Origin of the sequence: Streptomyces sp. RLB3-17, assembly GCF_007113425.2 — a bacterium.
Taxonomy (GTDB): domain Bacteria; phylum Actinomycetota; class Actinomycetes; order Streptomycetales; family Streptomycetaceae; genus Streptomyces; species Streptomyces mirabilis_D.
In genome coordinates, this window is the sequence record NZ_CP041610.2 from 3,741,782 (window position 1) to 3,760,669 (window position 18,888).

Annotated in this window: 18 protein-coding genes; 9 read left to right on the top strand and 9 right to left on the bottom strand. The window is 71.9% G+C overall.

Annotated features, from left to right (window positions below):
- Window positions 1-14: 14 nt before the first annotated feature.
- Both FNV62_RS17295 and FNV62_RS17300 read right to left on the bottom strand, forming a co-directional pair.
- Complete coding sequence (locus tag FNV62_RS17295) at window positions 15-755, bottom strand: bifunctional DNA primase/polymerase (RefSeq protein WP_054230864.1); 741 nt, start codon at window positions 753-755, stop codon at window positions 15-17.
- Window positions 756-946: 191 nt separating this feature from the next.
- Complete coding sequence (locus tag FNV62_RS17300; RefSeq protein ID WP_060896283.1) at window positions 947-1,603, bottom strand: TetR/AcrR family transcriptional regulator; 657 nt, start codon at window positions 1,601-1,603, stop codon at window positions 947-949.
- Window positions 1,604-2,061: 458 nt separating this feature from the next.
- Here FNV62_RS17300 and ddaH point away from each other — a divergent pair, with 458 nt between their 5' ends.
- Window positions 2,062-2,883 carry a dimethylargininase gene (ddaH, locus tag FNV62_RS17305; protein ID WP_376325459.1) on the top strand — a complete coding sequence of 274 codons (822 nt, stop codon included), beginning with the start codon at window positions 2,062-2,064 and terminating at the stop codon, window positions 2,881-2,883.
- Between the two features lie 50 nt (window positions 2,884-2,933).
- Here the strand turns inward: ddaH and FNV62_RS17310 are convergent, their stop codons facing one another.
- From FNV62_RS17310 to FNV62_RS17320, 3 genes are all read right to left on the bottom strand, one after another.
- Window positions 2,934-3,929: a small ribosomal subunit Rsm22 family protein gene (locus FNV62_RS17310; protein ID WP_060896282.1), complete on the bottom strand. Its 996-nt coding sequence runs from the start codon at window positions 3,927-3,929 to the stop codon at window positions 2,934-2,936.
- A gap of 249 nt (window positions 3,930-4,178) precedes the next feature.
- On the bottom strand, window positions 4,179-5,288 hold the full coding sequence (locus tag FNV62_RS17315) for a serine hydrolase domain-containing protein (protein WP_225900270.1): 1,110 nt from the start codon (window positions 5,286-5,288) through the stop codon (window positions 4,179-4,181).
- Between the two features lie 17 nt (window positions 5,289-5,305).
- Window positions 5,306-6,670 (bottom strand): multidrug effflux MFS transporter, encoded by a 1,365-nt coding sequence (locus FNV62_RS17320; RefSeq protein ID WP_054230868.1) that lies wholly within the window; start codon window positions 6,668-6,670, stop codon window positions 5,306-5,308.
- Window positions 6,671-6,780: 110 nt separating this feature from the next.
- Between FNV62_RS17320 and FNV62_RS17325 the strand changes: the two genes are divergently transcribed.
- Complete coding sequence (locus FNV62_RS17325) at window positions 6,781-7,788, top strand: Gfo/Idh/MocA family protein (protein WP_097284429.1); 1,008 nt, start codon at window positions 6,781-6,783, stop codon at window positions 7,786-7,788.
- Window positions 7,789-7,876: 88 nt separating this feature from the next.
- Complete coding sequence (locus FNV62_RS17330; RefSeq protein WP_143613175.1) at window positions 7,877-8,662, top strand: SDR family oxidoreductase; 786 nt, start codon at window positions 7,877-7,879, stop codon at window positions 8,660-8,662.
- Between the two features lie 288 nt (window positions 8,663-8,950).
- On the opposite strand, the gene FNV62_RS17335 is transcribed toward FNV62_RS17330, so the two are convergent.
- On the bottom strand, window positions 8,951-10,177 hold the full coding sequence (locus tag FNV62_RS17335) for a D-alanyl-D-alanine carboxypeptidase family protein (protein WP_144315369.1): 1,227 nt from the start codon (window positions 10,175-10,177) through the stop codon (window positions 8,951-8,953).
- Window positions 10,178-10,514: 337 nt separating this feature from the next.
- Between FNV62_RS17335 and FNV62_RS17340 the strand changes: the two genes are divergently transcribed.
- Entirely contained in the window at window positions 10,515-11,993 is a 1,479-nt protein-coding gene (locus FNV62_RS17340) for an ABC transporter permease (RefSeq protein ID WP_097284431.1), read from the top strand.
- Between the two features lie 142 nt (window positions 11,994-12,135).
- A complete protein-coding gene (locus tag FNV62_RS17345) occupies window positions 12,136-12,849 on the top strand; it encodes an ABC transporter ATP-binding protein (protein WP_144315370.1) in 714 nt (237 codons plus the stop codon).
- 17 nt (window positions 12,850-12,866) lie between these two features.
- Here FNV62_RS17345 and FNV62_RS17350 read toward each other — a convergent pair whose 3' ends face one another.
- Together FNV62_RS17350 and FNV62_RS17355 are read right to left on the bottom strand one after the other, a co-directional pair.
- Complete coding sequence (locus FNV62_RS17350) at window positions 12,867-13,859, bottom strand: aldo/keto reductase (protein ID WP_097284432.1); 993 nt, start codon at window positions 13,857-13,859, stop codon at window positions 12,867-12,869.
- 58 nt (window positions 13,860-13,917) lie between these two features.
- On the bottom strand, window positions 13,918-14,244 hold the full coding sequence (locus FNV62_RS17355; RefSeq protein WP_054231034.1) for a nuclear transport factor 2 family protein: 327 nt from the start codon (window positions 14,242-14,244) through the stop codon (window positions 13,918-13,920).
- Window positions 14,245-14,386: 142 nt separating this feature from the next.
- On the opposite strand from FNV62_RS17355, the gene FNV62_RS17360 reads away from it, so the two are divergent.
- The 4 genes from FNV62_RS17360 to FNV62_RS17375 all read left to right on the top strand — a co-directional run bounded on the left by FNV62_RS17360 (window position 14,387) and on the right by FNV62_RS17375 (window position 17,798).
- Window positions 14,387-14,941, top strand: a complete 555-nt coding sequence (locus tag FNV62_RS17360; protein WP_097284433.1) for a DoxX family protein — start codon at window positions 14,387-14,389, stop codon at window positions 14,939-14,941.
- 81 nt (window positions 14,942-15,022) lie between these two features.
- A complete protein-coding gene (locus tag FNV62_RS17365) occupies window positions 15,023-15,355 on the top strand; it encodes a MazG-like family protein (RefSeq protein ID WP_097284434.1) in 333 nt (110 codons plus the stop codon).
- 103 nt (window positions 15,356-15,458) lie between these two features.
- Window positions 15,459-16,853, top strand: a complete 1,395-nt coding sequence (locus FNV62_RS17370) for a hypothetical protein (RefSeq protein WP_143601452.1) — start codon at window positions 15,459-15,461, stop codon at window positions 16,851-16,853.
- 279 nt (window positions 16,854-17,132) lie between these two features.
- Window positions 17,133-17,798 (top strand): histidine phosphatase family protein, encoded by a 666-nt coding sequence (locus FNV62_RS17375; protein ID WP_144315371.1) that lies wholly within the window; start codon window positions 17,133-17,135, stop codon window positions 17,796-17,798.
- A gap of 33 nt (window positions 17,799-17,831) precedes the next feature.
- On the opposite strand, the gene FNV62_RS17380 is transcribed toward FNV62_RS17375, so the two are convergent.
- Entirely contained in the window at window positions 17,832-18,869 is a 1,038-nt protein-coding gene (locus FNV62_RS17380; RefSeq protein WP_144315372.1) for a LacI family DNA-binding transcriptional regulator, read from the bottom strand.
- Window positions 18,870-18,888: the final 19 nt, after the last annotated feature.

The window sequence follows — 18,888 nt, forward strand, 5'->3', positions numbered from 1 at the left end:
CCGGTTCCGGTGGGCTAGTTGCGATGGGGCCAGGCTGCCAGATGGTCGTCCGACTCGTTCTCGCCCACGTAACGGGCACAGGCGTCCGTCAGCGCCTCGAGCAGGCTCAGGGGGTCGGGGAGGGGGTGTTCCGGGCCCCGTACCCAGTCGACCGTCAGGCCACCGGGGAGCTGGGCCGGCGGCACGAGGACGTACGAGCCTCGGCAGTGCCAGCGCAGACCGGGGTGCTCTTCCGTCGTCTCGGGGTGCGAGTCCAGCTCGCACGGCCACCACTCGTCCTCGTCCTCGGGCGTACCGCGGGTGAGTGTGAAGAAGAACATGCGGCCGTCGCCGCTCTGCGCGACGGGCCCCACCTCCACACCGGAGGCGAGCAGCCGCTCAAGGGCCTCGCGGCCGGCGTCCACGGGCACGTCGAGGACGTCGTGCACCATGCCGGTCGCGGTGATGAAGTTGGCCTGCGGCTGATGCCGGACCCACCGCTCGATCTGGGCGCGGTCGGTCGTGGACTGGGTCTGCCAGGCGAAGGAGACGGGGTGGCGCGCGGGGGTGGGGCAGCCGACGCGGTCACAGGAACAGCGGTAGCCGGAGGGGTACGCGGCCTGCGCGAGCGGCAGCCCCGCGGCGGCAGCGGCGATCAGCAGGGCCTCGCGCCCGCCGTCGGCAGCGATCTCTGTCGCACCCTTCGGACGGCGACCACGCAGCCACTGGGAGATCCTGCCCTGCGCGCCGGAGCGGCGGCCGAACTCTGCGCTCATCAATCCCCTCGCCAAGCAGTTGTGCCGACAGCGGTCGTGTCGCGGCGTCCATGTCCATCACGTTCACGTTCACGTGATTCACGTTCACGTCGATCTCATCGTGCCGACGAACGCCTTCAACAACCTCTATGGTCCCACCCTCCCGCGCCCCGAATGGACAGAGCCCCCCATCCGGGGCGCTTTGGCATGATTCATCCCCGTGGAGCGAGGCCGTACAGCGCGTAGTCGACGAGGGTGTCCGTATACGCGTACGAGATGGGGCCGGTGTGCTGGAGCCAGCGTTGCGCGAGCGGGGAGACGAAGAGTTCCAGGGCGATGCGGGGGTCGATGTCCGGGCGCAGGTCGCCCTTGTCCTGGGCGGACCGCAGCCGCTTCACGTAGAGCTGGAGCTGGGGTTCTAGGAGCTTGGTCACGAACTCGACGCCGAGTGCCTCGTTCACGACGCCCTCCGCGGCCAGGGCGCGCGAGGGGATCTCGAACTTGGGGTTCTGGAGTTCGTCGACGGTGGCGCGCAGGACCAGCTTGAGGTCGGCCGCGAGATCGCCGGTGTCCGGGATGACGTACTCCGCGCGCTCCCCCAGCACCTGCGACCGGTCCGCCGCCTCCGCCGCCTGGGCGCTCAGATCGATGAACGCCTCCAGCAGGACGTCCGCCTTCGACGACCACCACCGGTAGATCGTCTGCTTGCCGACGCCGGCGCGGGCGGCGATGCCCTCGATCGTGGTCTTGGGGTAGCCGACCTCGCCGACGAGGGCGAGGGCGGCGTCGAAGATCGCACGCCGGGACTTCTCGCTGCGGCGGGTGGAGTCGGGGGTGGGTTTGGCGGAGGGGCGGGGCGTGTCGGCCATGGGGCGAACTTAACAGGTTGACAAGACGAGGCGTCTCGTGGCCGGCTGCGGGCCGGTGGGGGCCGGTCGCGCAGTTCCCCGCGCCCCTGGGGCCGGGGCTGCGCCCCGGATCCTCCGCCCGCCCGATTCGTTTGGCTGCGGGCCCGGTGGGGGCTGGTCGCGCAGTTCCTCGCGCCCCTAAGAGCCTCGGGGCGTCCGGTGTTTCAGGGCGAGGCCGGGGGCCGCGTCCCACCCACCCCGGCCCGCACCACTCAGCCCGTCCGGCGATTGAGGGCGAGGCCGTTCAGGCCGATCGGGGGTCTGGGGGCGGAGCCCCCAAGTACGGATGGGACGGGTAGGGGCGGCGGGGGCGAGAGAAGTCGTGCCCTGCGAAGTCCACCCGTTCGCCAGCGGGCCGACGGGCCCCGCGGACCGCACCATGGGCATCACCTGCCCCTGCGGTACGTGAGGAGCCCTCCTTGCAGCCTCCCCGCCGCGCCACACCCCGGCGCTATCTGATGTGCCCACCCGCACACTTCGACGTCACCTACGCCATCAACCCGTGGATGAACCCCGCCAAGCCGGTCGACGTGCCGCTCGCCGTCGCCCAGTGGGAGGACCTGCGCAGCCGTTACCTCGCGCTCGGCCACACGGTCGAGGAACTCACCCCGCGCCCCGGCCTGCCGGACATGGTCTTCGCCGCGAACGGGGCGACGGTCGTCGACGGCCGGGTGCTGGGCGCCCGGTTCGCGCACCGCGAGCGTGAACCGGAGGCGGCGGCCCACCTGGAGTGGTTCCGCGCGCACGGCTTCCCGCACGTCCAGGAGCCGGTCCATGTCAACGAGGGCGAGGGCGACTTCGCGGTCACCGCCTCCTACGTACTCGCCGGCCGTGGCTTTCGCGCGAGCCCCCTCTCGCACGGCGAGGCCCAGGAGTTCTTCGCGCGACCGGTGATCGGGCTCGACCTGGTCGACCCCCGCTACTACCACCTCGACACCGCCCTCGCCGTCCTCGACGACACGACGGACGAGGTCATGTACTACCCGCCCGCCTTCTCCCCCGGTAGCCGGGAGGTGCTGCGGCGACTGTTCCCCGACGCGCTGATCGCCGGTGCCGAGGACGCCGCCGCGTTCGGCCTCAACGCGGTCTCGGACGGCCTGCACGTGCTGCTGCCGCAGGCCGCGACGGGGCTCCTCGGTCCGCTGCGGGAACGTGGCTTCGAGCCCGTCGACATCGACCTGAGCGAGCTCCTCAAGGGCGGCGGCAGCGTGAAGTGCTGCACACAGGAGCTGAGGTGTTGAGGAGCGGAGGTGCCGAGGAGCTGAGGAGCTGAGGAGCTGAGCCCCGGCTGCTAGTCCTCCGCGGGCGGCGGTGGCCAGGCGTCGCCCCAGTCCGCGTCGCGGGCCGCCCGGTACAGCGGCCCGTGACGCTTGGTCACCGTCTCGCGGTGCAGGGCCTCGTCGGGGCCGCACAGGTCCAGGAGTACCTGGCCCTTGCGGATCTGCGGCTTGCGTACGACGCGGGAGGGGGCCGGGGTCGGCGGGAGGCGGGTGGCGGCGACGTAACTGAACTTCTCGTCCTCGTAGGGCAGGGAGCCGCCCTTGACCTGACGATGCAGGGAGGAACGCGCGACCCGGGCGGAGAAGTGGCACCAGTCCTCGCCGGGGACGATCGGGCAGGCCGCGCTGTGCGGGCAGGGGGCGGCGACGTGGAACCCGGCGGTGATCAGACGGTCCCGCGCCTCGATGACGCGCGCGTAGCCGTCGGGCGTACCGGGCTCGATGATCACGACGGCCTGGGCGGCGGTCGCGGCGGCGGTCACGACGGAGGCGCGGTCGGCGTCGGTGAGCTCGCCGAGGACGTAGGAGACAGTGACGAGATCAGTGCTCTCGATGGTGAGCGCCGATCCGATACGAGAGCGGTGCCATTCGGCGGACTTCAGCTCCGGGTTCGCCGCGGCGATCTCGCGGCCCAGCGCGAGGGCGGGCTCGGCCCAGTCGAGCACGGTCACGGGGCGGGCGCCCGCCCAGGTCGCGTTCACCGCCCAGGTCGCGGCGCCCGTGCCGCCGCCGACGTCCACGTGGCTCGCCGGCGTCCACTGCGGGACCGCGTCCGCGAACGCCTCCAGCGCCGATCGCACCGCCTCGAACGTCGCCGGCATGCGGTAGGCGGCGTACGCGACCACGTCCGAGCGGTCGCGGAGGACCGGGGTGTGGGTGGGGGTCGTTCCCCGGTAGTTCGCGATCAGCCGGTCGACCGCCTGTGTGGCCGCCTTCGGCGGGAGGCCGTCGAGGAGTCCGGCGAGGGCGGTACGCAGGGCCTCGGCGGGATGTACGGGGACGTTCACCCACCGATTCTACGGTCGCCGCAACGAGTCCCTCGCCCCCGCCGCCCCTACCCGTCCCATCCTCAAACGCCGGACGGGCTGGAGACGCGGGCCGGGGTGGGTGGGGTGCGACCCCCGACCTCGCCCTGAAACGCCGGACGACCCAGAGCCTTTAGGGGCGCGGGGAACTGCGCGCCCAGCCCCCACCGGCCCGCAGCCAAACGACTACCGACCAGCCACCACGCACCCGCAGTGAACAGAACCCCCCGCTCACGCCCCCCGTACCGCCCGCGCGAGCCGCGTCGCCGCCTCTGCCCGGGGCGCGCTGTCCGGCGGGCGTCGGCGGGGATGCACGGTGTTCGCGAGGAGCACCAGGAACGTGTCCGTCGCGGGATCCAGTACAAGGGACGTACCGGTGAAACCGGTGTGCCCCGCGGCGCCCCGCCCGGCCAGCGCACCCATGAACCAGGGCTGGTCGACGGCGAAGCCGAGGCCCGGCGGGGTGAGCATCAGCTCGACGAAGTCGGGGCCGAGGATGCGGGCGGGGCCGTAGGAGCCGCCCGCGAGGAGGGTCCGGCAGAAGACCGCGAGGTCGTGGGCCGTGGAGAAGAGGCCCGCGTGCCCGGCCACCCCACCGAGCGCCCACGCGTTCTCGTCGTGCACGACCCCCCGCAGCATCCCCCGGTCCGCCTTGCCCCACGGCCGCCGCTGGTCCTCGGTCGCCGCCGCCCCCGCGCACGGCCCGAAGGACGTGGCGGTCATCCCGAGCGGCCGGGTGATCCCGTCGCGGACGAGGACGTCGAGCGTGCGGCCGGTGACGCGTTCCAGGACGTGTTGGAGGAGGATCAGGTTCAGGTCGGAGTACACGTACTCCCCCGGCCGGGACGAAGGGGCCTCGGCCCGCAGCAGGGCGAGGCGCGCCGCGTCGTCCGGGCAGTCGTACAGCGGGAGTTCGGGGCGCAGCCCGGAGGTGTGCGTGAGCAGCTGTCGTACGGTGATGTCGTGGGCGGAGGCCGCGCGGAACTCCGGCAGATACGCCCCCACCCGCGCGTCGATCCCCAGCGTGCCCCGCTCCAGCTGCTGCACCGCGGCGACCGCCGTGAACAGCTTGGTGAGGGAGGCCAGGTCGAAGGGGGTGTGGACGGTCATCGGCCGCCGGTCCCCGGGCGGCAGTTCGACCCCGGTGTCGGTCTTCTCGTCGTACGAGGAGTAGCGCACGGCCCAGCCCGCCGCCTCCTCGACGGCGATGACCGGGCCGCGGCCCGCGACCAGCACGACGCCCGCCGTCCAGGGGCGCGGCCCACGGGTGAGGGTGCGGACGTCTCGTACGAGGTGGCGCAGTTCCGTCGGGTCGAGTCCGGCCCGTTCCGGGGTGTCCACGCGCAGTCTCGGTGCGCTCAGCTGCCCGCCGCCTTTCCGTCCACGGTGTGTCCCGACTGCCAGGGACGGCACAGTCCCACGAAGAAGGCGATGGCCACCAGTACCGCCGCCAGTTGGACGACGGCCATCGGGACCGCGGTGTGCTCCCCGGCGATGCCGACGAGCGGGGAGGCGATCGCGCCGATGAGGAAGGAGGAGGTGCCGAGCAGCGCGGACGCGGAACCGGCCGCGTGCCGTACCCGCATCAGGGCCAGCGCCTGGGTGTTGGGCATGGCGAGGCCCATGGCGGACATGAGGACGAAGAGGGCCGCGGCCACCGGGACGAGGCCTGCCTTGCCGAAGACGCCGGTGGAGAGCAGGAGCAGGGCCGTCGCGGCGAGCGCGATGAGGGCGAGGCCGACCGCGAGGACCTTGTCGAGGCTGACCCGGCCGACGAGGATCTTGCCGTTGATCTGGCCGACGATGACCAGGCCGACGGAGTTGATCCCGAAGAGCAGGCTGAAGGTCTGCGGGGACGCGCCGTAGATCTCCTGGATCACGAAAGGAGAGGCGCTGATGTACGCGAACAGTGCCGCGAAGGCGAAGCCGCCCGCCAGCGTGTAGCCGGTGAAGACGCGGTCGGCGAGCAGTCCGCGCATGGCGCGCAGCGCCTCACCGACGCCGCCGCCGTGACGCTGCGCGGGCTCGAGGGTCTCGGGGAGCTTGGTCCAGACGAGCGCGGTGAGTGCGATGCCGACCGCCGTGAGGAGGACGAACACGCCCCGCCAGTCGGTGGCGCGCAGGATCTGGCCGCCGATGAGGGGCGCGACGACGGGGGCGACGCCGGAGATCAGCATGAGGGTGGAGAAGAACCGGGCCATCGCCATGCCGTCGTACAGGTCGCGTACGACGGCTCGCGCGATCACGATGCCGGCCGCGCCCGCGAGGCCCTGGGCGAGGCGGAAGGCGACGAGGAGTTCGACGTTCGGGGCGAGGGCGCACAGGGCGGTCGCGAGGACGTAGACGACGAGGCCGACGAGGAGCGGGCGTCTGCGGCCCCACTTGTCGCTCATCGGTCCGACGACGAGCTGGCCGAGCGCCATCCCGGCGAGGCAGGCGGTCAGCGTGAGCTGGACGGTGGCGGCGGGGGCGTGCAGTGCGCGGGTGACCTCCGGCAGGGCCGGGAGGTACATGTCCATCGACAACGGGGGCGTGGCGGTGAGTCCGCCGAGGATCAGGGTGACGAGGAGTCCGGTGCGACGGAGGGCACCGCGGTCCGGCGCTTCGGGCGTCGCCGGTGCGTCGGGTGTCGCCGGTGCGTCGGCCACCGCCGTGTTCGGTATGTGCCCCTCCGGGGCCTCCGGGCCCTTCGGGTCCCGCCTGGTGTGCCCGCGCTCGGGCATGAGCCCCTCCCTCTTCGAGTAATCCGCCACCTATGCTCTCAGTTCGAACGGAGTGTTCGGGGTCACAGAACGTCAAGTGGCTGAGCGAGTGGCAGAGCGAAGGGCCGGGAATGACGGGCGTGGGCGAGCGGGTGCGGTGGGGGATTCTGGCGACCGGCGGGATCGCGGCGGCCTTCACGGCGGATCTGGTGGACATGCCGGACGCCGAGGTCGTTGCCGTGGCCTCGCGGACCGACGCCTCGGCGAAGGCGTTCGCCGAGCGGTTCGGGATACCGAGGGCGTACGGGGACTGGGCCTCGCTCGCGGCGGACGAGGACGTCGACGTCGTGTACGTCGCCACTCCGCACTCGGCGCACCGGGCCGCCGCCGGGATGTGTCTGGAGGCGGGGCGCCATGTGCTGTGCGAGAAGGCGTTCACACTGAACCTGCGCGAGGCGGAGGAACTGGTCGCGCTCGCCAAGGAGCACGACCGCTTCCTGATGGAGGCCATGTGGATGTACTGCAATCCGCTGGTCCGGCGGCTCAAGGGCCTCGTCGACGACGGTGTGATCGGTGAAGTCCGCACGATTCAGGCCGACTTCGGGATCAATGGCCCGTTCCCGCCGTCGCACCGACTGCGGGACCCCGCGCAGGGCGGTGGCGCGCTGCTGGATCTCGGCGTCTATCCGGTGTCGTTCGCGCAGTTGTTGCTGGGGGAGCCCTCGGGCATCACCGCGAGAGCGGTGCTCTCCGACGAGGGCGTCGATCTCCAGACCGGAGCACTGCTCACCTGGGAGAGCGGCGCTCTCGCTTCGGTGCACTGCTCCGTCAACGGCGGCACCCCCGTCTCCGCCTCCGTCACCGGCTCCCAGGGCCGCATCGACATCCCGGGCGGTTTCTTCTTCCCGGACCGGCTCGTGCTGCACCGCGACGGCCGCGACGCCGAGGAGTTCACGGCCGACCCGGCGCACGGCCCGCGCACCAGCCTCAGGCACGAGGCCGCCGAGGTGATGCGCGCCCTGCGGGCCGGCGAGAAGGAGTCACAGCTCGTCCCCCTGGACGGCAGCCTCGCCGTGATGCGGACGCTCGACACGATCCGCACCCAGATCGGCGTCCGCTACCCCGGAGAGACCGACTAGAGCAGTCGGACCAGGACGGTCCCACCAGGACAATCCGACCAGGACGCCGACACCGCACGGCAGCCCCTCCCGATTACGCTGCGGGCCCATGAATGCCCTCAACGACTCGAACGCCCTGCCCGCCTCGCAGGCGAAGATCGCGGTGGTGACCGGCGCGGGCTCCGGCATCGGCCGTGCGGTGGCCGTCGAACTGCTGCGCACCGGCTGGTCGGTGACGCTCGCCGGACGCAAGCCGGAGAGGCTGGAGGAGACGGCCGCCCTCGTCCCCGAAGCACCCTCCCTCGTCGTACGCACCGACGTCTCACGCCCCGACGACGTGGCGGCCCTGTTCGACGCCGCGCGCGAGCGCTTCGGGCGGCTGGACCTGCTCTTCAACAACGCGGGGACGTTCGGGCCCGGCGGTGTCCCGGTCGAGGAACTGCCGTACGAGGCGTGGCTGCACGTCGTGAACACGAACCTCAACGGCGCGTTCCTGTGCGCGCAGGCCGCGTACCGGCAGATGAAGGAGCAGGACCCGCAGGGCGGCCGGATCATCAACAATGGCTCGATCTCTGCGCACACGCCCCGCCCGCTGTCGGTGGCGTACACGGCGACCAAGCACGCGCTGACGGGGCTGACCAAGTCGCTGTCCCTGGACGGGCGTCCGTACCGGATCGCCTGCGGTCAGATCGACATCGGCAACGCGGCGACCGACATGACCGAGCGCATGCGGACGGGAGCGTTGCAGGCGAACGGGGAAACGGCGGTCGAGCCGGTGATGGACGTGGTGGACGTGGCGCGCACGGTGCGGCACATGGCCGAGCTGCCGTTGGAGGCGAATGTGCAGTTCGCGACGGTACTGGCCACGGCGATGCCGTATGTCGGGCGCGGCTGACGGGCCCCGGACAGCTCGTCTACGGCTCGTCAACGGCTCAACCTACACAAACGGAAGCTGAACGTCCGTACCGTTCGGGCCGGTGGCGGGCTTATGCTCGTGGCTTCTCCACCAGAGCTTCACACTTGGAGTGGAGGACTTCGGTACGACCACGGTCCACACCGAGGGGGGTGGTGGCAGCCGTTCCGCGGCCCGGGTGGGGGGCGGACCTCGCGCGGGACCGCGAGGTGAGCTCCGGGCCTCGGAACGGCTGCCCCAATTACGGCCGACCCCCAGCGGCCACCGCGGTCAGCCCTGGTGACGGTCCTGACCGTCCTGACTGTCCTGACGTCCCTGGCGTCCCTCCGGGGCCTCGTCCCCCACCACACGCCGCCGCCTGCGCCACGCGTACGCCCCGCCCGCGAGCAGCGCGACCGCTCCCCCGGCCCCGCCGACCAGCCCCCACGACGACGAGCCGCCGTCGCCCGCGGCCGTCGAGGGAGCTCCGGCCGCCGCCTTGGCCGCCTTCCCGGTGGGAGCCACGGAGGCGCCGCCCTCGCTGAGCGGATCGACGAGGGTGCCCACGGACTGGACCTTCGCGCCCTCCTTGAACCCCCAGTCGAGCAGCGCGGCCGTCTCCTCGTAGACGCCGCTGCCGCCGCTCTTGGGGTGCATCACGGTGACGAGGAGGGTCCGCCCACCACGGGTCGCGGCGCCGGTGAAGGTGTTGCCGGCGTTGCTGGTGTAGCCGTTCTTCACGCCGATGAGTCCGTCGTACGTCGGCACACCCCACGCGCCCGTCAGCAGGCGGTCGGTGTTCTGGATCTGGAAGGTCTTCTTGCCGCCCGCCGGGAAGTTCGCGGTCTTCGTGTGGCAGTAGGCGCGGAAGTCGGCGTCGGCGAGGCCGTGGCGGGCGAAGAGCGTCAGGTCGTACGCGGACGACACCTGCCCCTTGTGGTCGAAGCCGTCGGGGCTGACCACATGGGTGTCCAGGGCCTGCAGGTCCTGGGCCTTGGCCTGCATCTGGGCGACCGTCCTGGCGACGCCCCCGTTCATGTGGCTGAGGACGTGCACCGCGTCGTTGCCGGAGCGCAGGAAGACGCCGAGCCACAACTGCTCGACGGTGTAGGTGATGCCGGGCTTGACGCCGACCATGCTGGAGCCCGCGGGGATGTCGGCGAGGTCGGCGTCGGTCACCCGGTGCCGCTCGGTCCGCTCGAAGTTCTTCAGCACGGTGTCCGCGAAGAGCATCTTCAACGTGGAGGCGGGCGCCAGGCGCGTGTGCGCGTGGTACGAGGCGAGCACCTCGCCGCTCTCGTGGTCGGCGACGAGCCAGGAGCGGGCCGTGAGCCGCTTGGGCAGCCCCGCGGCACCGCGCACCTGGACGCCGGCGCGAGCGAGCCGCTCACCGCCGATCACGGGCGTGGCGGCCGACGCCGGGGAGACCGCGGCCAGCGGGAGCGCCGCGGCGAGGCCGAGGGCGGCACGGCGGGACAACCGAGCGGCACGCGGGGGGACGGGAGAGGAATCGCGCATCCCGGGACCGTACAAAAGAAGTTCGCGGGTCCGTACGCCGGGGTCTCGAAGTCGCCACGCGTCGGGGTCCCGAAGAAAAGCCACAGCGCACCCAAAGGCAGGGCGAAGGAACACCCCCACCCGTACGTCCGGCCGACTCCTGCCCTCAGCACCCCACCCAACAGGGGTTTCCTGGCAACAGCCCCTCCGGACCTTAGGAATCAGCTGTCTTACGGAATATTGATTCCGGACCCTACTTTCTCAGCTCTCACACATCTCTTACTCAGCCCCGCTCAAAGGTTTCTCCATAGCTTGTGGCCGCGCCCACAGCGGGCGCCAAGAACCTTTGGGGAACGGGATGTTTGGCATCTATCTCAAGCGTGAGCTGAGCCGGCGCAAGAAAGCGGCCCTGGTGATCGCCATGGGTCTGGCGCTCGGTATCGCGCTGGTCATCACCGTCAACTCGGTGTCGGCCGGCATGCAGCAGGCACAGGACAAGGTCCTGAAATCGCTGTACGGGCTCGGCACCGACATGACGGTGACCAAGGCCCAGGCGGCGCCTTCGAGCAACTCGTCCGGCAGACCGAAGTTCGACTTCAACGCCAAGTCGAGCAGCTCCACCAAGCAGAGCTCGGACCGCGTGATGACGCAGGGCGGACAGTCCCTGGCCTCCTCCCTGGTCACCAAGGTCTCCGCGCAGAAGGGCGTGGCGAGCGCGGTGGGCGCGCTGAGCCTGAACGTCACCAAGGTCGACGGCTCCTTCACCCAGGGCACCGCGAAGTCCTCGACCTCCTCGGGGTCCAGCGGCTCCTCCCAGCAGGGCGGCCCCGGCGGCCGCCAGGGCGGCGGCAGCACGGGAGCGCCCCAGGTGCAGGGCGGCGGCGCCTCCTTCGACGTGAACTCGTACTCCGTCGCGGGCGTCGACGTCACCAACCAGGGCCTCGGCCCGCTCGCCACCTCGAAGATCACCTCGGGCAAGACCTTCACGGCGACGCAGACCGACGCGAAGGTCGCGGTGGTCAGCAAGTCGTACGCCAAGGAGAACAAGTACACGGTCGGCAAGACCTTCACGATCTCCGGCACCAAGTACACGGTCATCGGGATCGCGACGCCGGACAGCAGCGAGTCGACGACCGACGTCTACCTGCCGCTGAAGCAGGCGCAGACGCTCGGCGACGCGAAGAACAAGGTCACCACGATCTACGTCAAGGCGACCGACTCCAAGCAGATCACCACGGTCAAGGCGACCATCCAGAAGAACATCTCGGGTACGACGGTCACCACCTCCGCCGACCTCGCCTCCACCGTCTCCGGCTCCCTGTCGACCGCCTCGAACCTGGCGACCAGCGTCGGCAAGTGGCTGTCCATCGCGGTGCTCGTGGCCGCGTTCCTGGTGGCGGCGCTGCTGACCTCCTCCGCCGTGTCCCGCCGGGTGCGTGAGTTCGGCACCCTCAAGGCGCTCGGCTGGCCCTCCCGCAAGGTCACCCGGCAGGTCGTCGGCGAGTCCATCGTGAACGGTCTGATCGGCGGCGCGCTCGGCATCGCCATCGGCCTCGGCGCGGCGTACGCGGTGACGGCGATCAGCCCGAAGCTGACCGCGGAGCTCGGCAACACCGGTGGTGGCGGTGGCGGCATGGGCGGCGGCCCCGGCGGTGGCGGTCCCGGGCAGCAGGCGGTCAAGAACACCATGGAGATCGCGCTCTCCGCGCCGGTCTCGGTGACCACCATCGCGCTCGCCGCGGGCCTGGCCATCGCGGGCGGTCTGATCGCCGGTGCGATGGGCGGCTGGCGCGCCTCGCGGATGCGCCCGGCGGACGCGCTGCGCAGCGTCGCCTAGCCCCTTCGGGCGATCCCGTTCACGCCCTACCCCTACCCCTACCCCTTCCTCACCTCCTCTCTCCTCTCCCCCTTCTCTCCCCTCCTCCTCTCCACCTCTCTCCTCTCCCACTTCAACGCCTGCTTCATCTTCGGAGAACCTCATGTACAAGCTCACCGGCGTCACCAAGCGCTACACGCGGGGCAAGGACACGGTGGAGGCGCTGCGTGGCATCGACCTCACCATCGAGGACGGCGACCAGCTCGTCATCCAGGGCCCCACGGGCGGCGGCAAGTCCACCCTGCTCCAGATGATCGGCGGCCTGGACCGTCCCTCCGCCGGCAGCGTCGAGCTGGACGGCGTCGACCTCGCCTCCATCAGCGAGGCCAAGCTGACCCGGCTGCGCGCCGAGAAGATCGGCATCATCTTCCAGTCCTTCAACCTCATCCCGACGCTGACCGCGCAGGAGAACGTCGAGACCGCGCTCGTACCGCTCGGGGTGAAGCCCGCGGAGCGGCGCGAGCGGGCCGCCGAGGCGCTGCGTTCGGTCGGTCTCGGCGAGCGGCTGACGCACGCGCCGTCCGAGCTGTCGGGCGGTCAGCAGCAGCGTGTCGCCATCGCCCGCGCGCTGGTCAAGAAGCCGAAGGTGCTCCTCGCGGACGAGCCGACCGGCAACCTCGACGAGGGCACCCGCGACGACATCATGGGTCTGCTGGAAGGGCTGTGGCACGAGTACGGGCTGACCTTCATCATGGTCACCCACGACTCGTCGATCGCCCGCGGGGCGCCGCGCCTCGCGACCATCAAGGCCGGGCAGATCACCCTGACCGAGCAGGGGGGCCGACGCCCCCTGTCCCAGCAGTACGTCCAGCAGTAGGCGCGGCCCGGGGCCGCTCACCGTCCCAGCACGCGGTCGGCCTCGGCCAGCTGCGCGGCGGTGAGCGGCCCTCGCGCGATCGCGCCGGCGTTCTCCTCGGCCTGGGCGACCGAGCGGAAGCCGGGGATCGGGACCGTGCGCGGGCTGCGCGCCCACAGCCAGGCGAGGGCGCCCTGCGCGAGGGTACGGCCGCCGCTGGTGAGGATGTCCCTGAGGGCGTCGACCCGGGCGAGCCAGTCCGGGTCGGCGCCGCTGTCGCGCCGGAAGCCGGGCAGCCAGGCGGGCGGCGCGCTGCGGATGTCCCCGGCCTCCAGCGCCCGCCCGGCGCTCTGCCCGCCGGTGAGCAGCCCCATGGCGAGCGGGCTGCGGTTGATGCTCGCGAGGTTCGACTCCTCGCAGAGCGCGAGGAGTTCCGGCGCGTCCTGAAGGACGTTGAGACGGTGCTGTACGGCCGCGCAGTGCGGGCCCCGCGCGAACACGGCGGCCCGCGCCGGGTCGTCGGTGCTCCAGGCGTACGAGCGGATCAGCCCCTCCCGGACCAACTCCTCGCAGGTGTCGCGGAGTCGGGCGGCCCGCTCCGGGTCGGCGTCGGAGAGGTGCAGCTGGTAGAGGTCGACATGGTCGGTGTCGAGGCGCCGCAGTGAGGCGGTCAGCGCGCGGCGGACGTACGCGGGGGAGTCGTCGGAGCCGGTGCACAGGCGACGGTCCTCGTCGATGACGTTGCCCCACTTGGTGGCGACGACCACGTCCGCGCGCCGCTTGCCCAGCGCCCGCGCGAGGACGCGTTCGCTGTGCCCCGTCCCGTACGCGTCCGCCGTGTCGAAGAACGTCACGCCGAGGTCGAGGGCCCGCCGGACGGCTCGTACGGACTCCTCGTCGTCGACCTTGCCCCAGCCGAGCGGCTGCCCGTCGGGCGTCGCCCACTCTCCCCCGATGGCCCAGCAGCCGAAGCCGAGGGCGCTCACCTCGATACCGGTCCGTCCCAGCGTCCTGTTCCCGATGCTCTCCATGCCCCCGGACGCTAGGGGTTGGAGCGCACACGAAGGCAAGACCCCGGGACGGTTCCGGCTACGCCTGGCCCGTCTCGAAGCGGATGATCCTGCCGCCGTCGTCGACGGTGAAGCTCCACCTCGTCTTCATCTCGCCCCAAGTGTCGTTGCTGTAGCGGGCGATGAGGGCACGGCCGCCGTTCGACTCGTTGTCGACCTCCATGTGGCCGCGGGAGGAGAAGATCTCCCGATCGGTCCAGTCGGCCAGGTCACGGTCGGCACCGTCGTCGGACATCGTCGCGTCGGGTGCGAGGACGGCCTCGAAGGCCGCACGGTCATGGGCGTTCACAGCGGTGACGAAGGCCCGGACGGCCGGGTCGCTGAGTTTCGCTACCTGAATCGTCATGGGAGTCACCTTCACACCGGTCCCGGGCGCCCGCCACCCGAACGACACCCCGAACACGTCGGTCACGCGTCATCGGTGCGACGGTGGAGACACGGGAGGGACCGTTGACCGTTGCCGCCGGCCGTCTGCTCTGGGAGCCACCGTGACCTGTTACGACCGAAGTGATCTGGGACTGCTGTTGCTCCGTCTGGGCACGGGCGGAGTGCTGGCCGCGCACGGGGCGCAGAAGCTGTTCGGCTGGTTCGGCGGGGGCGGTCTGGAGGGGACCGGGACCGCCATGGAGGCCATGGGCTACCTGCCCGGGAAGGCGAGCGCGACGGCGGCGGGGCTGGCCGAGGCCGGCGGGGGCACCCTGCTGGCGCTGGGCCTCGCGACCCCCGCGGCGGGCGCGGCGGCGGCCGGGGCGATGGTGGGCGCGGCCGCGGTCCATCTGCCCAACGGGTTCTTCGCGATGAACGGCGGCTACGAGCACGCGGCGTCGCTGGCCCTGACGGCGGCGGGCCTCGCGGTGGCGGGCCCCGGCCGCCTCTCGCTGGACCACGCGCTCGGCCACGCCGTGAACCGCGGCTGGATGGTCCCCGTGGCGCTCGGCGTGACGGCGGCGGCCACGCTGGCCGTGGTGGGCGCCCGGAACAAGAGGGTGCGCGAGGCGGCCGAGGGCAAGCAGGAGGCCCTGTTCGAAGAGTTCGAGGAGTAGGCCCATGAGGGGGTGGGCGTGGGCGCACCCGTGGCCGTCCAGGTGGCGTGGGACCCGCGGCCGGTGCGGGAAGCTTGCCCCATGGCTGATGACGACGTCTGGGAATCCATCGACCGTCTGTGCACCTGGCTGGACGCCCACCGCGCGCACGGCGGTCAGGAGGGCCTGCTGCTGCGCATCCTGAAACTGTCGGAGGAGGTCGGCGAGGTCGCCGAGGCGGTGATCGGCGCGACCGGCCAGAACCCGCGCAAGGGCGCCAGTCACACCTGGGACGACGTGCGGTCCGAGCTCTGCGACGTCGTCATCACGGCCCTGGTCGCCCTGCGCACGCTGACGCCGGACGCGCGCGAGGTCTTCATGGACCGTCTGGCGGGCGTCACGGAGCGCTCGCTCGGGGCGGATCCAACTCCGTGAGCCGCGCCCGCACTTGTTCACCCCGTGGACGGGTGCGGGCCGTCGGCAGTTGGTGGGGACGGCCGAGCCTTCTCGTCGACATCACGCCGACGAAAGGGTCCCCGTGCAGGACTACCTTCTCCCCCGTGGCCGCAGGACGCTCGCCGTTGCCAGTGGGGTGCTCGCGCTCGCCGTCACGGGGCTGGGAAGCCAGGCCCGAGCGGCGAGTTACGGGACGCCGACACTGTCGCTGTCGGCGGCCTACCTGTCCGGCGCGGTGGGGGCGAGCGGGGATCCGGTCGTGAAGGTGACGGTCGCGCAGAGCGGCGCGGACGCCGGTGCGCTCACGGTCACGGTGACCAAGAGCAGCAGGACCTCCGTGGCGACCACCGCCGACGCCACGGTCACCGGCACCGGCGCCACCCGCCAGGTCGCCGTCGCCGCGCGCGGCCGGGGCTACACCGACCTGACCGTGAAGGTCACCGGCGTGGACGGCCAGACCGCCACCAAGACCCTGCACTACGCCGCCTCGGCCGCCGTCCAACAGGCCGCGGACAGCAGGTACTTCACGGGGTCCAGCGACGCCTCCGCCGCCGTGGACGTCGGGGGCGGCTATGCGGTGGTGGCGGACGACGAGTCCAACACCCTGCGCCTGTACGACCGTTCGGCCTCGGGCGCGCCCGTGAGGACCTGGGACTTCAGCTCGAACATCGGTGTCTCCAAGGAGATCGACATCGAGGGTGCCGCGCGCGTCGGCGACACGATCTACTGGACGGGCTCGCTGGGCAACAACAAGGACGGCGCGTACAAGTCCGCCCGCAACACCGTCTTCACCACCAAGGTCAGCGGTTCGGGCGCGGCGACCGTGCTGTCGTACGGCGGCTCGTACGGGAAGCTCCGCGACGACCTCGTCGCCTGGGACGAGGCCCACGGCGACCGCTACGGCTTCGCGGCGGGCACCGCCGACGGCCAGGTCCCCAAGCAGATCGACGGGTTCAACGTGGAGGGGCTGGAGTTCGCGCCCGGGTCGACGACGACCGCGTACCTCGGCTTCCGCGCCCCGCTCGCCCCGGCGGTCGCCGGCGGCAAGGCGCTCCTCGTGCCCGTCACGAACATGGACAAGGTGGTCGGCAGCGGCGCCACGGCTGTCTTCGGGACGCCGATCGAGCTGGACCTCGGCGGTCTCTCCGTGCGCGACCTGCGCAAGAACGCCGCGAACCAGTACCTGATCGTCGCGGGCTCCTGGGCCGCCGACGACAACTCCGACCCGTACGCCCTCTACTCCTGGGACGGCGACCCGGCGCACGCCCCGGTCAAGCGGCTCGACCTGCCCACCTCGGACCCGGGCGGCTGGGAGTCGGTCGTCGACGTCCCGGACCTCACGGTTCCCGGCGCCCGCGCCCAGCTGATCACCGACGACGGCTCCGCCGACCTGTACGGCGACGGCACGGAGGCCAAGGACCTCACCCACCCCGAGTGGAAGAAGTCCCGGGCGACCTGGTTCACGATCGGCGGCTGAGGCGGGGGCGGGCGGCCGGGGCACGGGGCTGCTCCGGCCTGTGGGCTGCTTCGGCCTGTGGGCTGCTCCGGCCTGTGGGCTGCTCTTCCCTGCGGGGCGGCTCTTCCCAGGGGGCTGCTCTTCCCTGCGGGGCGGCTCTTCCCAGGGGGCTGCTCTTCCCTGCACGGCGACTCTGCTGCGCAGGGCGGCCCCAACCGCCAGGGCCGCCGCGTCCGCCAGAGCCGCCGCCTCCGCCCGGGCCGCCGCGTCCGTCGTAGCGCCGTCTGAGAAGGTGACCGTATGCGCCTGATCCTCATCCGCCACGGCCAGACCCCGTCCAACGTGGCCTTCCTCCTGGACACCGCCGTCCCCGGCCCGGGTCTGACCGACCTCGGTGAGAAGCAGGCCGCCGCGCTGCCCCAGACGCTCGCGGACGTGGACATCGACCTGCTGTACGTCTCCACGCTGACCCGTACCCAGCTGACGGCCGCCCCGCTGGCGGCCGCCCGCGGCCTCGAGGTGGTCGTACGCGACGGCATCCGTGAGCTGGAGGCCGGGGACCTGGAGATGATGCGCGGCGACACCGAGGCGGCCAGGACGTACTTCACGACGGCGTTCGCCTGGGTGGCCGGGGACACCGCGCTGCGGATGCCGGGCGGCGAGAACGGCATCGAGGCACTGGGCCGGTTCGACGCGGTGGTCACGGAGGCCGCGGCGACCGGCGTGGGCAGTGTCGCCATGGTCAGCCACGGCGCCGCGATCCGGGTGTGGACGGCGGCTCGGGCGCACAACGTCGACATGTCCTTCGCGACCGAACACCGGCTGGACAACACCGACATCGTGATCCTGGAGGGCTCCCCCGAGGAGGGCTGGACGGCGCTGTCCTGGGCGGGCACGGACATCGGCGGCGCGGCGCACGCGCGGGAGAGCGGCCCCGCGGGACAGCCGTTGGGCCCGCCCGCGTAGACGCCCGCCTGTCGCCCCGCGGCTACGGGATTCTCACACCGGCGGCACGTTGTACGGCGGCATGTTGTACGGCGTCACCACCTGGATCGCCGACGGCAGGAACGGGCCCTCGTCCGGCAGCGCCTGCTGGGCCCGCATGATGGTCTGGCAGGCGCGCCGCATGTCCTGGCGCAGGTCGTGGTGGAGCACCGCGGACAGTTTCCCCTCCGCCAGCAGCCGGGTGTTGTCGTGGTCCAGGTCGTGCGCGACGAAGGCCAGCACTCCCCGGCCGAGCGACGCGAAGGCGTCGATGGTCGCGGTGTTGCCGCCGCCGATGGAGTAGACGGCGTTGATCTCCGGATCCCGCTCCAGAGCCGCCAGGACCAGGGCCCGCTGGGTGGAGTCCAGCCCGTCGCTGTCCGTGACCTCGACCAGTCGGCGCAGGGGCCCGCCGCCGCGCATCCCGCTGCGGAAACCCATCTCGCGCTCCTCCTCGTTGCGGAAGGACCCCCGGCTGATCGTGACGAGCACATGCCCCGGACGGTCGGCGAGCCACTGGCGTATCAGATAGGCGGCGGTGGCTCCGGCGGCCCGGTTGTCGATCCCGACGTACGCCAGCCGCGGGCTGCTGGGCAGATCCGTCACCAGCGTGACCACCGGGATGCCGGCCGCCACCAGCCGGCCGACCGCGGCGGTGACCTCGGGGACCTCCGGGGCCTTGAGGATCACACCCTGAGAACCGCGCGCGGCGATCCTGTCGAGGTCCTTCACCAGCTCCGCCGCGGGGTCCGTCTCGCGGAAGTGGAACCGTGAGCGGACGATCGCCGGGTGCAGGGACGGCAGTTCGGCCTCCAGGGCGTCGCGTACCGCCGAGGAGAACCGCTCCGGGGTCTGCATCACGATGTCGATCATGAAGGTGCGGCCGCCGATGCGGACCTGGGTGCGCTGCCGGTCCAGGTCCTTGATGGCCTGCTGCACCTCCCGCGCCGTGCTCTCGCGCACGCCGCCGCGTTGGTTGAGGACCCGGTCGACCGTCGCCTCGCTCAGGCCGGCCTGCCGGGCGATCTCGCGGATCGTATACGGATGTCCCATGGGTTCCTTCGCTGCGTCC

Excerpts from the sequence above, each read along its gene's own strand:
- FNV62_RS17295 (WP_054230864.1), bottom strand. The coding sequence starts at position 755 with ATGAGCGCAGAGTTCGGCCGCCGCTCCGGCGCGCAGGGCAGGATCTCC.
- FNV62_RS17380 (WP_144315372.1), bottom strand. The coding sequence starts at position 18,869 with ATGGGACATCCGTATACGATCCGCGAGATCGCCCGGCAGGCCGGCCTG.
- FNV62_RS17320 (WP_054230868.1), bottom strand. The coding sequence starts at position 6,670 with ATGCCCGAGCGCGGGCACACCAGGCGGGACCCGAAGGGCCCGGAGGCC.
- FNV62_RS17345 (WP_144315370.1), top strand. The coding sequence starts at position 12,136 with ATGTACAAGCTCACCGGCGTCACCAAGCGCTACACGCGGGGCAAGGAC.
- FNV62_RS17340 (WP_097284431.1), top strand. The coding sequence starts at position 10,515 with ATGTTTGGCATCTATCTCAAGCGTGAGCTGAGCCGGCGCAAGAAAGCG.
- FNV62_RS17330 (WP_143613175.1), top strand. The coding sequence starts at position 7,877 with ATGAATGCCCTCAACGACTCGAACGCCCTGCCCGCCTCGCAGGCGAAG.
- FNV62_RS17355 (WP_054231034.1), bottom strand. The coding sequence starts at position 14,244 with ATGACGATTCAGGTAGCGAAACTCAGCGACCCGGCCGTCCGGGCCTTC.
- FNV62_RS17335 (WP_144315369.1), bottom strand. The coding sequence starts at position 10,177 with ATGCGCGATTCCTCTCCCGTCCCCCCGCGTGCCGCTCGGTTGTCCCGC.
- FNV62_RS17325 (WP_097284429.1), top strand. The coding sequence starts at position 6,781 with ATGACGGGCGTGGGCGAGCGGGTGCGGTGGGGGATTCTGGCGACCGGC.
- FNV62_RS17300 (WP_060896283.1), bottom strand. The coding sequence starts at position 1,603 with ATGGCCGACACGCCCCGCCCCTCCGCCAAACCCACCCCCGACTCCACC.
- FNV62_RS17365 (WP_097284434.1), top strand. The coding sequence starts at position 15,023 with ATGGCTGATGACGACGTCTGGGAATCCATCGACCGTCTGTGCACCTGG.
- FNV62_RS17375 (WP_144315371.1), top strand. The coding sequence starts at position 17,133 with ATGCGCCTGATCCTCATCCGCCACGGCCAGACCCCGTCCAACGTGGCC.
- FNV62_RS17350 (WP_097284432.1), bottom strand. The coding sequence starts at position 13,859 with ATGGAGAGCATCGGGAACAGGACGCTGGGACGGACCGGTATCGAGGTG.